This is a genomic window from Verrucomicrobium spinosum DSM 4136 = JCM 18804, from assembly GCF_000172155.1.
GTDB lineage: Bacteria > Verrucomicrobiota > Verrucomicrobiia > Verrucomicrobiales > Verrucomicrobiaceae > Verrucomicrobium > Verrucomicrobium spinosum.
The window spans coordinates 5,809,983-5,824,977 of sequence record NZ_ABIZ01000001.1 but is presented as its reverse complement, the minus strand read 5'-3'; the positions used below and the strand labels follow the sequence as shown (position 1 = coordinate 5,824,977).

Here is a 14,995-nt window from a genome sequence, read left to right as displayed (position 1 = left end):
AGCAGGGTGAAATTGACCGCTGTCGGCCTTCGAGGTGACGATTTCGTCAGCGAACCGGCGCAGGGAGCGCTTTCCATTGCTGATGCCGGAGGGTATGGCTGGACGGCAACATCCGCATGATGAACCTCTTCCTCATAGATGCCATCGGTCCCTTTTTCCGAGGGTATCCCCGACGGACCATTAATTGGTCCAAGATCCCGTTTGAGCATCTTCAGCTGGATGGGCCCGATTCCGCGGCGCAGTGGACTCAGATTCGGGCGGATTTGGACACCTTCTGCGCCCGGGCGGCTGCGATGGGGTACAACGCGATCTCTCTGGATGATGCCACCCACCTGGCGGATCACTCTTGGTACGAACTGGACACCCGCGCCCGGATCAGCCGCTGGCGGGCCGAGTTTGGGCGGTGTATGGAGATCGCGCAGCGCCATGGGCTACAGGTCTATTTCACCATGGATGTCTTCAGTTCCACCCCGGCGGTGCGGGAGCACATCGCCCGGCTGCGCTGGACGGTGGAGCGATTCCTCGCCGAGCTGCTGGATGGGTTTCTTCGCGACTTCCCCCAAGTGGCAGGGGTCATCCTGCGGATCGGCGAGTCCGATGCACCCGATGTGCAGGGGGAGTTTCGCAGCGAGCTCTACCTGAAGCGCCCGGAGCAGGTCAATCGCTTCCTCAAGACCCTGCTGCCGGTGTTCGAGAAGCACGGGCGACAGCTCATTTTCCGCACCTGGACGGTGGGGGCCTACCGGATTGGCGATCTCATGTGGCACCGGGGAACGTTTGTCACCGTGCTGAAGGGGGTGGTGGACAGTCCGTCGCTTATCGTCTCCATGAAGTTCGGCGAGAGCGACTTTTTCCGCTACCTGCCGCTCAACAAAAACTTCTTCCGGACCCGGGTGAGGAAGATCATTGAGCTCCAGACCCGCCGGGAATACGAGGGCTGTGGCGAGTACCCCAGCTTCACAGGGTGGGATTACGAGCGGTATGCACGGGAGCTGGACCAGGCGGAGAACTTGGTGGGCATCATGGTGTGGTGTCAGACGGGCGGCTGGGTGCCGTTTCGTCGGCTGGCCCTCCTGGAAGACCGGGCAGTCTGGACGGAACTGAACACCTTTGTGGCCATCCGGACCTTCAAAGACCGCCAGTTGGTGGAGGAGTCGGTGCGGGACTTTGCCCAGGTCAAGGCTCTGCCCAACTGGCGTTCCCTCCTGGAACTCCTCCGGTTGTCGGACACCGTCATCCATGAACTGCTTTATGTAGAGGAGTTCGCCCGGCAGAAACTGTTCTTCCGCCGGGTGCGCATCCCGCCCATTCTTCAGGTGTACTGGCACAACATCTTCATCAGCCACTCGGTGAAAAAGGTGCTCGGCTACTTCGTGCAGGACAAGGAGGCCTGCCTGCGTACCACCAAGCTCTGCCAGCAGAAGCTGGAGGAGATGAAGACGCTGGCGACGGAGTGTGGCATGCCGGAGGCCGACATCGAGTACATGGCGGACACCTTCAACATCCTCGCCCTGGCCCGGGAGTACTACTTCCAGCCGTTCTGTGCCGAGATCGAGGCTCGCTTGCGCGCCACCAAGAAGGCGTATAAAGCAAAGTACCCGAAGGGGGGCGAACGACATCGCTACCGGGTGAAGATGGACTTCAAGCCCTTCTGGGTGAAGGCCCGCTATCTTGGGTGGGCATTTCAATTGCTGATGCGTCGGCAACGCGGGTACCGGTTGCTGGACCGGTTGCTCACCCTGCACACGCTGTCGCTCATTTTTCGGGTCGTGTCCCGACGTCGGCCTCAATGGATCCCCAGCTTCGCCAAGGACAGTGCCATGGGGGTGGATACGGTGTTTAAATGAGAGGGGAAAGGGACGAGGGAGAAGGGATAAGGGGGAGTGGCAAATTGCAGTTTTTTGGGTAGGGTGGGCGGATGTCGCTCTCGGATGCTGAAGTACGCAGTGAAATGGCCGCCATTTATGCGGCTGTCGAGGCGCGTCCCCTGGAGAGGCAGTGCAGCATGCTCACGGAGTGTTGCCAGTTTCACCTCACAGGCCGGACCCCCATGCTCACGTTGGGGGAGGCCCGGTATGCGGCGATCGGCGTGCGGGCCAGTGGCCGGAAGAAGCTGCCTGTGCGTCCCAATGGGGACGGAGCCTGCCCGCTGCTGGGGCAGAATGGCCGCTGCATGATCTACCAGCACCGCCCGTTCGGCTGCCGCACTCATTTTTGCCCAGCTGCGGGTGGCCCCTATCCGCGGAAGCATCTGGCGGATCTCATTCAGCGCCTGGAGGTGTTGGATGAAAAACTCGGCGGTGACGGCCCGCGCCCAATCCAAGGAGCGGTGGAGGATGCCTTGGAAGACGGTGACGGAGCACGAGGTCAGCAGGTAGGGAGAGGGAAGAACAAGCGTGGCAAGCGGTAGGCAGGGTGGCGATTTTCTTGGGAGACTTTTTGTGACAACTTGCTGACGGAGTTTGTATCGTCGAAGCTGACACTTGGCGTATGGCTCGAATCCCGGAAGAAACGCTTCAACAAGTGCTCGCGGCCACGGACATCGTGGATCTCGTGGGGCGCTACGTGAAGCTGCGCCGGGTGGGGACAAACTGGCGGGGCCTCTGCCCGTTCCATGGAGAAAAAACCCCCTCGTTCTACGTGAATCCCGCGCGTGGCTCCTACCATTGCTTCGGCTGCGGGGTTGGGGGCACCGCCATCCGTTTTGTCATGGAGCATGATGGTCTCCAGTTCATGGACGCGGTGAAGCGTCTGGCAGACTCAGCCGGCATTCGCATCCAAGAAGAGGTGTGGGACGCCAATGCGGAGCGCACGGCCAAGATCCGCAACGGGTTGGTCAAACTGCATCGGGACATTTCTGCCTGGTTTCACCTGCTGCTGATGAAAGGGCAGGTGGCAGAGGAGGCCCGGGCCTATCTCAAGTCCCGTGGCATCAATGCGGCGACCGCCAAATCTTGGGAAATGGGCTACGCTCCCGCCTCGACGCCCATGCTCATGAAGTGGGCGGAGGAGCACAAGTACACGGAGAATCTGCTGGTGGCTGGAGGTATTCTGGCCCGGGGTGATGAGGATTCTGGTCGGGGAGGGCAAATCTATGCGCGTTTCCGACATCGGTTGATGTTCCCCATCCGCAACGACTACGGAGAGGTCATCGCCTTCAGCGGGCGGCTGCTGGATTCCAACGCCAAAGCTGCGAAATACCTGAACTCTCCGGAGACCATGCTCTTTAACAAGAGCAAGGTCCTCTTCGGCCTGGACAAGTCCAAGCGCGCCATCATCAAGGCGAACCGTGCAGTGGTATGTGAAGGCCAGATCGACATGATCATGGCGTTCGAGAGTGGGTTCGAGAATGTGGTCGCCCCGCTGGGGACGGCGTTCACGGAGTTTCACGCCCGGATGCTGAAGCGACATGCAGAGGAGGTGGTGCTTTGTTTTGACTCTGACAATGCCGGGTACAAGGCGGCCGAGCGCGCCTTCCACATCCTGGCACCCACTGGGCTGGTGGTGAAAGTGGCACCTCTCCCGCAGGGGGAGGATCCAGATTCGCTGATCCGGAAGGAGGGGCCTCAGGCGTTTCAGGCCAAGCTGGATGACGCCCGGGATTTCTTCGATCACATGATCGACTATGCGTCTTCCACCCGCAACATGGCGGAGACTCGGGAGAAAACGCGGTTTGCGGGGGACATGGCCACCATGATCCAGCTGCTGGACAACAACATTGCCCGGGACGCGGCCATTCAAAAGGTCTGCGTACGCCTCAATATCCTGGAGTCCGATTTCCGCAAGCAGGTGGCCCGGCTTGCCAAATCCATCGCCAATCAGCAGCAAAAGGCCGCGGCAGGCAAAAATGGTGGAAACGGGGCTTCGGGGTCAGGTGCATCTGGTGCCACAGACCGGCCAGAAGAGGCGGAACTGCCGCCTCCTCATCCCCATGCCCGGCAGATGATTCGTCTGGCGGTGACTTCTGCAGAGGTGCTGGCGCTCATTCGCACGCATGCTCAGCTGGATGCTCTGGCAGCAGTGCCGGGCTGTGAACTGCTGGAACTGGTGTTCAAATCCCAGTCTGACCTCTCCACCTCGGGAGGCTTGAGCGCCTTTCTGACCACTTTGACCCCGGCAGAGGAGCGCGCTTTCAGCCGTGTGGTGGCAGAGCCTCCCCAGCGGGTTTCCATCGAGACGGCACTCCAGACGCTGCAGCACATCGAATTCCAGGGGCTGGAGAACCTCTATCAAAATGTGACCACCAGACTCCGTCAGCCAGGGCTGGCGAAGGATGAAGTCATCCTGCTCCAACAAGAGGTGATACGGTTGAAGGGGGAAATCGGCGTCCGGCGCGCTCAGCTTCCCAGCAAACAAGATTACTGAGTGAATGGGGCTGATGAATTTTAGATTTGCATGACCCGCCAATTTTCAAAAATCCCACCACCCAGACGGAAAGAGTGATTTTCGGGCAAAAATGAACTGTTTCGCTCCTGAGATGGCTAAAGGCTTTCCTCAACTGTACAAAGAGTTCTTGACCGTAGCTCTAGGCTCCAGAAGATTCTTCCGCTTCCGGCTTCATGAGTGCATCTGCAAACCCCCAGCATACGGATTTGAACGAGGGTGCAACATCGGTTCCACCGACCCCGCATCGCCGTCGTCGTGGTCGTCCTCGTAAACATCCTTTGCCGGATGGTTCGACGCCCCCACCTCCGGCCCCCGTTCAGGTCAATGGCAAGCGTCGTCGTGGACGTCCACCCAAGTCGTCGCGCGCGTCTGAACCGCCGCCGCCCCAGCACGATGACATCAATGCCCCGGAGATTCAGGAGAAACTCCGCTTCCTGATTCGTCTGGCCAAGGAGCAGGACTACCTGACCTTCGACGATTTTAACGAGAGCCTGCCCAATGGCTTCGTCACCCCTGAGTTGATGGATGAGATCCTCATCCGCCTGCGCAGCCTGGAGATCGAAGTCATTGAACCCACCCAGGTGGATCGCGTGAAGACGAAGCGTGCCACTGTCGCGGAGGACGAGGACACGGTTGTCGAAGAGCGTGAAGACGGGCAGCTCGACATGCTGGATGATCCTGTGCGGATGTACTTGAAGCAGATGGGCGCGGTGCCTCTGCTCACCAGGGATCAGGAAATTGGCATCTCCAAGCGCATTGAAAAGGCAGAGAGCCACCTGCAGGCGTGTCTTCAGAACATCGGCTTCATCGCCACGGAGTACCTGCATCTGGGGGATGCTCTCGCCAGCGGAACCGAGCGCTTCGACAAGCTGGTGCTGGATCGCCAGATCGAAGATCGCGACAGCTACTTCAAGAAGCTGCGCCAGGTCTGTGACCAGGTGCGTGACGACATCAGCAAGGCCAACGAGCAGTATCGCGCCTTGATGTCGGCCAGCGCCAAGCAGCGCCAGTCGCTCAAGGATGCCTTTGAGCAGACCAAATCCAGTCTGATCAAGTTGTGCGCCAAGTTCTACTTCAAGCAGAAGACAAATGAGGACCTGATCGCGGTGCTGCGCCAGCGCCTGACGGAGCTGGACCAGATTGAAATTGAGGCCTCCCGCTCTGCGACCAACCCTGACGTGCAAAAGGCGCTGGAGGACTTCGAGCTCCATGCCTGGGTCACGCCGGAGGAATATCGCCGACTGGTGGCAGAGACCATTCAGTGGAGCAAGGAGTCCACCAAGGCCAAGACCGAGATGGTGGAGGCCAACCTGCGCCTCGTGATTTCCATCGCCAAGAAGTACACGAACCGTGGCCTCTCTTTCCTCGATCTCATTCAGGAAGGCAACATGGGCCTCATGCGCGCTGTGGAGAAGTTCGAGTACAAACGCGGCTACAAATTCAGCACCTATGCCACTTGGTGGATCCGCCAGGCGATCACCCGCAGCATTGCCGATCAGGCGCGGACCATCCGCATCCCGGTCCACATGATCGACACGATCAACAAACTGCTGCGAGTGCAGAAACAACTGGTGCAGGAGCTGGGCCGTGACCCCACTCCGGATGAGATTGCCGAAGAAATTCACCTGCCGGTGGAACGGGTTAATGCTGTTCTTCGCATGAGCCAGCAGCCTGTGTCCCTTCAGACCAAGGTGGGCGACAGTGATGGCGATACGGAGTTTGGCGACTTCATTGAGGACAACACCAGTGTCAGCCCCATGGAGCTGACGGCGATGAATCTCCTCCGCGACAAGCTCAAGGACGTGCTGGACAGCCTCACGGATCGCGAGCGGGCCGTGCTGGAGCAACGGTTTGGCCTGGTGGACGGCAGCGGCCGGACGCTGGAGGAAGTGGGACGTCAGTTCCACGTCACGCGCGAGCGCATCCGCCAGATCGAGGCCAAGGCTCTGCGGAAACTCCGCCATCCCACCCGCATCCGGAAGTTGGGAGGCTTCTTCGGGACGCAGTAGGGGCGGTGGTGATATCGTTGCCAGGATAGAGTTTGATCGTACGAGAAAGGGATGAGGGCAGGAGCGAGGATGCTCCTGTCCCGGGTTCTCTCAATATGGCCTGTGCTTGGGAAGCTCGGGGTGCGCACGCATCCCTGCGTGCTGTTTGCGGCATCTTGCCGGGAACGTCAGTCAGCTCATGCCATTGCATCCGTCTGCAGTACACTTTTTCAGGTCACAGCCTTCCCAACGCTGCACGGATGGCCACGTATCAGGGGACGCTACGTCAAAACACATTCGACTGAGCGGGGCTGGGAACCCCCGCCTCCTGTACCAGGAAACAAGTCATCGTGTGGCTTGGCTGCGGACTAAAGGAGGCGGGGTCTCTGGCCCCGCGTGGCAGCGAAGGTGAGGACATCGCAGGCGAAACAAGATGTCACCGGCTGAGACATCAGGGGGATTTGTCACTCTGCAACACCCTCAACACCCTTTTTGGAGGTTCACCAAGAAAGGCAGGGGGGCTTTTTTTGGTGTAACTTGGTAATAGGGTGTTGATGGTGTTGCAGAATCACAAAAAATGCCTCCCTTTTCGCTCCAGCAGGGGAGCGAAAAGGGAGGCGGATAGTTCTGGAACTCGATAAGCGCAGAGCGGTTGGCACTCCGCTGCCGTTGCCATTCACTCACTTGCTCAATCCACGTAGGGTGGAGCGGTTGGCGGTGGGGTATTGAAGCCGTACTCTTTGCGCAGCCGGGCTGCTTCGGATTCTTCTTTCACCATCTCATACACCTTGGCGGCACCGAACAGGAAAAGGGCCGGGGGAGCCAGGGCGGAGACGATCCTTAGGTTGGCATTGATGATGGCGCGGAGCGGCAGCCGATGCAGGAAGTAGCCAACCGCTACCGCAGTAGCGAGGGAAGCCGCCGGGGAGCGGCGGACCGTCTCCTCGACCTCGGCATATTGTCGTCGTACGGTGTCCTGAGCTTCATTGAGGAAGCCAGTCACGCCGCGGTCGATGGACTTCAACACGGACTCAGGCTGAAGGGAAGATTGGGGAAGACTCATAACGGGGATGAGGTGAAGTGGGATGGATCAGATGAGTGGGTGCCAGGCGAAGGATGTCCCGTTTACCAGAATTTCAGATGGCTGGCGGTCCTACGTGCTTGGGAGAAGATGTCGTCCACAGCCCGGCGGTTCTGACGGGTGTTGATCCTGTTGACAGCATGTTGTGCACCGGAACGTGCCGTATCATACTGATCATGCAGCTTTTCCGCAATGGGGGCCAAGGCGGCGAAAACGGCACCTCGGGCGGCATTGACAGGGTCTTCTGCGAAGCGCTGGCGGAAGGTGCGCTCCTCCTCCTTGCGGCTGATCAGGACGCCCACCACGATGCCAACGGCCAACGCACCCAGGAGGGTGGGGATGGGATTTTCCTTCACATAGTTGCCGCTCTGCGTCAGCGCCTGGTTGGTCTTGTCCTTCGCAGTGTGAAGAGCCTTTTGGGTTTGATCGCGGGCGACGCCGTAGGCCTCCGTCGCACGATCACGCGCCACATGCATGGCGTCGTTGGTTTTTTCCCGGGCGGTGGCAATGGCCGTACCTGCCCTGTCGCGGGCGGTGGCTATGGCCTCACGAGTGGCAGTGGACGCCTGCTGGGCAAGTTCACCAGCTTTTTCGGGGAGTTGACTCAGGGGGGATGGAAGTTCGTCGCTCATAACCCAGTATCGCATGGCGCGGTGCGACTGGTCCTTTCCGGATGAAGGCGTGTTTTCCAGGCCGCTGAACGGGAAGGCGCTACGATCTAAAAAAAAGGGGGCTGGACCTTGGCTGGTCCTGCCCCCGAATATAGGCAGACGTTGCTGCGAACAGAAAACTGCCGGGGTCTATTGCGCTGGTGGTGTGACTTCTCGAACCTGGGCGCCATTGGACTCGGTGAGCACCAGGAGGGATAGTTTCTCCACTGCGTTCAGCTCGTTGGGCTTCAGCATCTGGTGGTCCAGTCCGTTGCCGGGGGCTCCGGCAGGACGGGGCAGAGGCATGGGGGGCGGGACGGGCTGGCCTTCGGCGGTGCCGTTCAGGCTCGCGTAGTCGAATCTCCCGCGCAGGTCGGTGTAGCCGTCTTTGAAAAATCGGACCGTCCCGTTTCGAAGTCGGGCATACACTTTCACATAGCCCTTCGTGATGGGTTTGTCCGTTCCGCTGTCGCGCACCTCAAGCCGGCCATAGTTCTCTGTGACGGCGAGCTTGAGGGTGTTCGCGTGGTAGGCTTGGGTTTTGCGCTGTCCAGCGCCCACTATTTCCACCAGGAGATTCGCACGCGCGTAGGCATCCGGGAGCGGGATGCTCAGGGTGTCCTTGCCCGGAGGCAATGTCACGCTGGCGCTCTGGTTTGGTTTGATCACGCTGAACCGGCTGGCATCCTCGCTCACGAAGGGATTGCTGCTGAAGCTGAACTCGGGGTCGGTCAGGTAGTAGTTCACTGTCACTTGAGTCAGATTTCGCCAGGTGAGCGCGATGGCAAGGTTTTCCACCTTGAACTCGAAGGTCGGCTCGGTGGCGGAAAGTGCGCCCTGCTGGCGTTCACGATCCGGTTGAGGCGGGGAGCCATCCGGAGAGGTCGCTGTGGGTTTGCCGTCGATTTCATCCACTTGGGAAAGCACTTCTCCAAAGAGTTGCTTCCACCGGGGGACTGGGTAGTCCCTGTAGGTGGCGGCCACGGTGCGTGCGGTCGCCGTATCGCCTTCATAGAAGGCGGCTTGGCCGCGCAGGTAGTCGTGTTGAATTCGCGTATCCAGGTCCTGGGTGGGGATGGCCTTGAGCCTGCCCAGAGCCTCCTCCACCCGGTCCTGAAGGAAGAGGTAATAAGCCACGGCCAGATTGTCTGTGCTCCCCAGTGCGGGCTTGAAGGACAGGGTGGCCAGAAGGCGCTGATACTGCGCCAGGACCTCCTGGTTGGCGATGCGCCACTCCCTGCCCAGCCTGTGGGCTCTCTGGTTGATCAGCGGGCTGTATTCCAGGTGTTCGTAGAGATCAAATTCCAGAGGTTCAAACTTCACGAGAGGGGAGTCCAGAACCGGTCCGAACTCTTCGGAATACTGGTGCTTGAGCCACTCCCCGAGGGTGACCTTGTCATTGTGGTACACAGCGTAGCTTGTCAGGGTGTCATCCCAGACATGACGTTCCGCCAGCAGCTTGATGATCTGACGATAGAAGTCGGGGCTTTGACGGCAGCGCCAGGCAATGCGACCAAGATCCGTGCGCTGGATGTTGTTCTGCTCCAGATAGGCGAACACCTCCGCTTCCGAAGCATACTGGGAGACATAGTCCCAGGACGCTTTGTCAACACCGGACAACTGGTTGACGACGTTGAAGGCAAAGACCGGGGCCTTGCCGGCCTCTTTGCCTCCCGTCGCCACATGCACGGGGTAGTGGGCGAATCTCCCTCCCGCCTTGGGCGGTGTTTCTGGGAAGTAGAAGTAGTACTCCCGCGTGGTGGTGGTGTAGGGCTCCAGAGGCAGGCGAAGTGACTGCGTGGCCTTGCTGCCGCGAACCGGCAGGGCGCCCTGGGGGGTCTGCAGCAGAATTTCCGCCTTGATCCGGGTGCTGGTGGCATTGGTCACCACGATGTTGGCTCCATAAACCGTGCCAGTGAGGAACTCATCCGTGACATTCTTCTGGAACGATTCATTGCCTTCCTGGCGGAAGCGGTCATCGGCGCGGAAGAAGGACTGCGAGACCAGCAGTTGGCCGGCTGCCTGGTCGTTGGCACGGGGGGCGGGGCGGATCTGCTTGTGAAACACCAACACTGGGGCGCCAGCGGTGAGTTCAAAGCGGCGGCCCTCCGTCTTCGTCGCATGCTGGGGGGCCTCAAACGGCAGATCCAGCACCGCGAGCGCCAGCAGGATCTCGGTAAAGGTGTGACTGGCCTCTGCGACATGGGGTGAGACGAAGGGGCCTTTGGACCCTTCTGCTATCCAGGTCGCGAAATCCCTCCAGAAGGCATTTACCGTGACCAGGCTGGCGTTTTGATCAGTCTGGCGGAGTTTGTAGTAGTTGTTCTCCGCCCATTCTCTGGCAGGACCTAGTTCGCGGAAATAGGATCGAACCAGGTGTTGCGCGTCTGCCTGCAGGGCGACCCCTGCATAGGTGTACTGGCCTTCGAAGTTTGCCGTCAGTTCCAGGGGCTTGCCCTGGGCCACCATCATCTCGCGCCCTGCCTGCTCCTTTTGCTTCTCTGCCATCTCTTCACCGGCAGAGTCCTTTTTGCCTGCGATAGAGAGACCGCGTGCTGCACGCTGGCTGATGGCGGGCGTGGAAGATGGGTCCCCCATTTCGGAAAGGCGTCCCACGCTCCCGCTGAACCTGTCGGCGGGGGCGGCTGCTGCTGCGGTAGTTGGAGCCGGGGCCGGTGCGGGGGCCTCTATTGCCAGAGGGACCAACTTGCTGGATTCAGTGTCAGCCCACAGGGACTTGTCGGTGCCATCAAGTGAGCGTCCCCTCAGGGCCGTCTCGAAGTACCTGTCCTGTCCTTCAGGGTCAAGGGGGAGCAGCTCCCAGGACTCCCGCAGGTGGCGGGCGGCGCGGGCTGCCTCTCCGGGAAGCCGTTGGGCCAGCAGAGCGCGCTCCACCACGTTGAGCCGGGAGTAACGCCAGGGTTCGAGGTAGCGATCCAGCCTGGCGTCGAGAAGGAACTCATCCATGAAGGTTTTGTCCTTCTTGTTGGCAAGGTAGGGTTTGACCACCTTGGTGAAGAATGCCGGATCCTTCTTCGCCAGGAACAGGTGCAGTTCGTGGCTGGCGTACTCACCATATTTGGCGCGCTTTTCCGCGTCGCTGTACTGGGGCCACTGCAGGATCCAGGCAAATTCCGCCACATTCGGATCTGTGTTGAGTGTCTTGAGCAGGGAGTACACGCCGCCCAGGGTGTCGTAGCTTTCGACCTCACTGGTGAGGATGTCATCTAGAACCAGGGTCTGGCCTTTTTGCAGGACAGTGGTTTCCTTGGTTTCCGTGAAGGGGCTCGCGGGATCCAGATTGCGAGTGAGTCGTTCATCACGGAACTGGGTGGCCGTAGCTGGCAGGGGCACTTTCTGCCAGACGGCGTGTTCCAGATCTTCTGCATAGATTTGCACGTCCTGGCGGTCGCCCAGATCTTTTCTGGGGATGCGGACCACGCCCGTATTGTCTGGCACCAGGTTGTAGTGGGTGGGGGCGGTCAGGGCCAGAAAGTCCAGATTGCCATCGTGGGTGACGGGCTGGGCACCTCGGCCCCCTCCGGGGGCGCTTTCTGCGCGGGCCTTGCGCAGCGCGCCATCCCGCCCGCCTGCTGTGGAGCTGGCAGCCTGGCCCGCGGACATCTCAAGCTCAGTCAGGCTGGTGCTACGTGTTTCCCAAGGGTTCAGCAGCAATCCAGGGCGGGGCAGCATGCTGCCGGGGTAGGTCCTGGCCCTGCGGCGCTCCAGAATGTACCGGTACTCGTCCCCGATTTCGCGACCGGCGGCATACAATGCAGGAAGCCGCGGCGGGGAGGTGATGGATCCTCCAAAGCGGGGAAAGGAGCCCAGGCTGTTGAAGATGGAGGATGGCTCCTCGAACCGGGTGGCGGTCACGTGAACCCTGGTGAAGGGGTTGATGTTGGCCAGTTTCACCGTCACGAAGTCTGCCTCTGTGGTGACGGCGGTGATCTGCAGCATCTTGCTGCCCTTGAGCTCCAGCTGACGGTGCGTGCCCAGCAGCCATCCTGCCACCGCCTTGCCGGCGGAGATGCGCAGGTCCATACTGACAGGCTGTTTACCGCGCAGTTGGAGGGAGTAGTCTCCGGGGGGCAATCCTTCCACCACGATGAAGCCATCGCGCACGACGGCGATGGCGCTACGATCCGCGACAAAGGTGCCTGATCTCGTTTCCAACAGCGACAAGGTCCCATCGGTTCCGGTAAAGCCCGCAGGCGCGGGAATTCGCAATGTCTCCCCTTGGGCAGCTTGAATCAGGGACGGCCAGGTGCGTTGATACAGTTGATTCTGCCAGCCCACAGTCTGTCCGTCCGGGCAGCGGGCAGAGATCGCACCTACATCGGGAAGGATTCCCAGGTCGATGCGGCCTTTCTCATCGGTGCGAAGCGCCAGCTCAATCGTTTGGGTGAAGTCGGGGTGAGAGAAGGTGAATCCCACTGGGCGGTCTGCCACAGGTTCCCCATTCTTGCCCAGAAGTTCGAAGAAATGACGACCTTCAATCGCGGAGAACCGACCGGCATAGACGGCATCTGTCTTGTCGAGCGTGTTGAGCGTCCAGGTGCGCGAGGCGGCCACAGGACGCTTTTCACCTCCTTGCGTGAAGAGTTCGACCTTGGCGCTGAAGGTGGCGCTGATCTGTTCCATCCGGTTGGGGACCGTGAAGCTGTGGGTGAGCACGCTGGTGGCGTTCAGCTTGAGATCCTTCACCTCGCGCGTGGTGCTGATGCCGTCCAGCGTTGTCGTCGTCAGAGTCAGCTTGGGCTCGAGCAAAGCAGACGGGGAGACGTGGGTGCCGCCGAGCATGAGGGAGGGGCGAACTGCGAGGGTTGCCTCTCTGCCTGCCAGGAGCTGCTCCCGGGTGAGATGAAACTGCGCCGAGAACTGCGGCTCTTCCGCGTGATGTTCGAACTGGGCCAGGGACGCAAAGGTGCCTTGGGCATCCGCAAGGACGACGGGTTTGATTCCCGGCTTGGCTGTGAAAGGAACAAGAATGGCACCGCCCAGTTTCTCCTGGGGGGTGAGCTTGCGTCCGTCCAGCCATGCGACAGCATCCGGCACGGGAGTGCCCCTCTCGTCCAGGACGACCAGATAGTCGCCGCCCGGGCTGGGGCGCTGCAGCATCTGCCATTGTCCCACCCGCACCAGGGCGCGGCTGCTCCGGCCGCCGCCGATGAACTCAATCACCCAGGCACCGCGTTTTCCCTTGAGCTCAGGGAAGGTGAAGTTCTCCCGCTTGCGGAGGAAAGGGCCATTTTGATAGCTGCGGGAGGTTTCCTGATTCGCCACCAGGCCGTCGAGATTGAGATCGGTATTGAGCTGGCGTTTTTGGGAGAGGAAATAATTCAGCTGGTTGATCTCGTAAATCTTCACGATCAGGCCTGGCGTGTTCTTCAGCAGAACGTCAAACTGGATCTCATCCCCGGGCTGAAAGAGCCGGGCGTTGGTGGCGGGGAACTCAATGTCCACCCGATCCTTCAGCTCCTGAAAGGCGGTGGGCGTGAGCAGGGCGGCCCAGCGCTCCGGGTTGCCATGGCCGGCCAGGATCATGGCTTCCGCATAGAGCGGCTTGAGCCAGGACTCGCGGACATACTGGGTCCAGGGGGCCAGCGTCGTCTCGACATCCTCCGCAGCCTGGCCCGCGCGGGTGAAGAGTTGCAGGAAATAGTCACGGACCAGGCTCTCGTCCCCACGGGGTGGCGGACTGTCCAGCAGGGGTTCGCTCAGGTCCGCGTTCAGGTTGTTGAGCTGGTTTGAGGCAGGCACCTGCTCCAGCAATCGTGGGCTTACATAAGGGGCCTGCCGGGGAAGCTTCAAATATTGCAGGAAGCGCTCTTGATCGTAGATGCCTTTGGCGCGGTCGTGTTCCAGGCGGTGAAGCAGGATGCGGGCCTTGAGGGTGTTGAACGCGGGGGGCAGGGTGGCGGCATAGGCCCAGGTGCGGTCGAGCCAGGCTTCCCGTTCGGCGTCGTCATCGTCGAGGTTGACATCGGCGGAGGGGGCCAGCTTCCGCATGCGCTGGTGGACGAACCGCGTGTTGTTGCCGAGTTCCGGCATCAGCTTCACCAGCGCATCGAGTTGCGCCAGGGTCAGCGCCCGGTGAATGCCCAACGAACCAAAGCCACCGGAGTCGCGGCTGCTGAGGTCCGCATGGATGACCTCGACCAGGCCGGGCAGATCGGGGCGCAGGATCCGGCCCAGGGCGGTGCGCCGTTGTGCAGGGGTAAGGGCTGCTTTGTTCCGGATCAGGCTTTCGATCGCCGGAACTCCGAAGCCTTCGAGATTGGGGCTTTGATCCAGGGCGTTCTTTTCAAAGACCGACCGCGTGACCCGGGCGGGGTCCAGACTGCTCGGCAGGTCGGGCTTTTTGTCACGAGCCTCCTGGGTGTGCTGGAACGCAAGGCCGAACTTGTTCTTCAGAAAGGTGAGCGTTTGCTGCGGACTGGCTTCGTAGCTCAGAAGCGCCTCCCGGTTCTCAATGACTCTGCGCGGTTCTGAGTTGTCCGGGAATCGCTTGCGCCACTCCGCCATGATGTCGGCCAGGCGGGCAGCGTTCCGGGTGTTTTGGTAGTGAAGGGCGTGGTAGAAGTAGTAGTCTGCAGATCCAGGCACCAGTTCATTCAGGACCTTCTCGCGATCCGGAGCGAGAGCGAATGTTTCAACAAAGCCGATCTCATTGCCGTTCTCTGCCGCCAGCGGTGCGGATGCGAGGATAGACAGGGACAGGGCGAGGACGATTGGGGGAAGGGATGTCGTGCTCATGGGAAGGTGAATGGTGCTCCTGCATGACGCAGGCGACGGCTGATTATGAATTAATCCTGGAAAAAAGAGAACTCTCTGGCTGTGATGAGTCCTCCCAGCCTCCGATGGATGTCGGTCTGACATGGGCTTGA

At 60.4% G+C, this 14,995-nt stretch carries 7 protein-coding genes; 4 read left to right on the top strand and 3 right to left on the bottom strand.

What is annotated here, in order from left to right:
- Positions 1-116: 116 nt before the first annotated feature.
- The 4 genes from VSP_RS23580 (at position 117) to rpoD (ending at position 6,395) form a co-directional block, all read left to right on the top strand.
- Positions 117-1,847 (top strand): hypothetical protein, encoded by a 1,731-nt coding sequence (locus VSP_RS23580; RefSeq protein WP_009963789.1) that lies wholly within the window; start codon positions 117-119, stop codon positions 1,845-1,847.
- 71 nt (positions 1,848-1,918) lie between these two features.
- A complete protein-coding gene (locus tag VSP_RS23575) occupies positions 1,919-2,410 on the top strand; it encodes a zinc/iron-chelating domain-containing protein (protein ID WP_009963788.1) in 492 nt (163 codons plus the stop codon).
- A gap of 80 nt (positions 2,411-2,490) precedes the next feature.
- The gene (gene dnaG / locus VSP_RS39925) at positions 2,491-4,365 is read left to right on the top strand and encodes a DNA primase (protein WP_053332377.1); all 1,875 of its coding nucleotides are present in this window, start codon (positions 2,491-2,493) and stop codon (positions 4,363-4,365) included.
- A 194-nt stretch (positions 4,366-4,559) separates the two neighbouring features.
- A complete protein-coding gene (gene rpoD / locus VSP_RS43750) occupies positions 4,560-6,395 on the top strand; it encodes an RNA polymerase sigma factor RpoD (RefSeq protein WP_172682886.1) in 1,836 nt (611 codons plus the stop codon).
- Between the two features lie 667 nt (positions 6,396-7,062).
- Here the strand turns inward: rpoD and VSP_RS23560 are convergent.
- The 3 genes from VSP_RS23560 to VSP_RS23550 form a co-directional block, all read right to left on the bottom strand.
- A complete protein-coding gene (locus tag VSP_RS23560; RefSeq protein WP_009963783.1) occupies positions 7,063-7,437 on the bottom strand; it encodes a hypothetical protein in 375 nt (124 codons plus the stop codon).
- A gap of 62 nt (positions 7,438-7,499) precedes the next feature.
- Entirely contained in the window at positions 7,500-8,087 is a 588-nt protein-coding gene (locus VSP_RS23555) for an ElaB/YgaM/YqjD family protein (RefSeq protein WP_009963782.1), read from the bottom strand.
- Positions 8,088-8,255: 168 nt separating this feature from the next.
- A complete protein-coding gene (locus VSP_RS23550) occupies positions 8,256-14,864 on the bottom strand; it encodes a transcription antitermination NusB family protein (protein WP_009963781.1) in 6,609 nt (2,202 codons plus the stop codon).
- Positions 14,865-14,995: the final 131 nt, after the last annotated feature.

Coding starts and splice junctions, on each gene's coding strand:
- VSP_RS23575 (WP_009963788.1), top strand. CDS start 1,919: ATGTCGCTCTCGGATGCTGAAGTACGCAGTGAAATGGCCGCCATTTAT.
- dnaG (WP_053332377.1), top strand. CDS start 2,491: ATGGCTCGAATCCCGGAAGAAACGCTTCAACAAGTGCTCGCGGCCACG.
- VSP_RS23560 (WP_009963783.1), bottom strand. CDS start 7,437: ATGAGTCTTCCCCAATCTTCCCTTCAGCCTGAGTCCGTGTTGAAGTCC.
- VSP_RS23555 (WP_009963782.1), bottom strand. CDS start 8,087: ATGAGCGACGAACTTCCATCCCCCCTGAGTCAACTCCCCGAAAAAGCT.
- VSP_RS23580 (WP_009963789.1), top strand. CDS start 117: ATGATGAACCTCTTCCTCATAGATGCCATCGGTCCCTTTTTCCGAGGG.
- rpoD (WP_172682886.1), top strand. CDS start 4,560: ATGAGTGCATCTGCAAACCCCCAGCATACGGATTTGAACGAGGGTGCA.
- VSP_RS23550 (WP_009963781.1), bottom strand. CDS start 14,864: ATGAGCACGACATCCCTTCCCCCAATCGTCCTCGCCCTGTCCCTGTCT.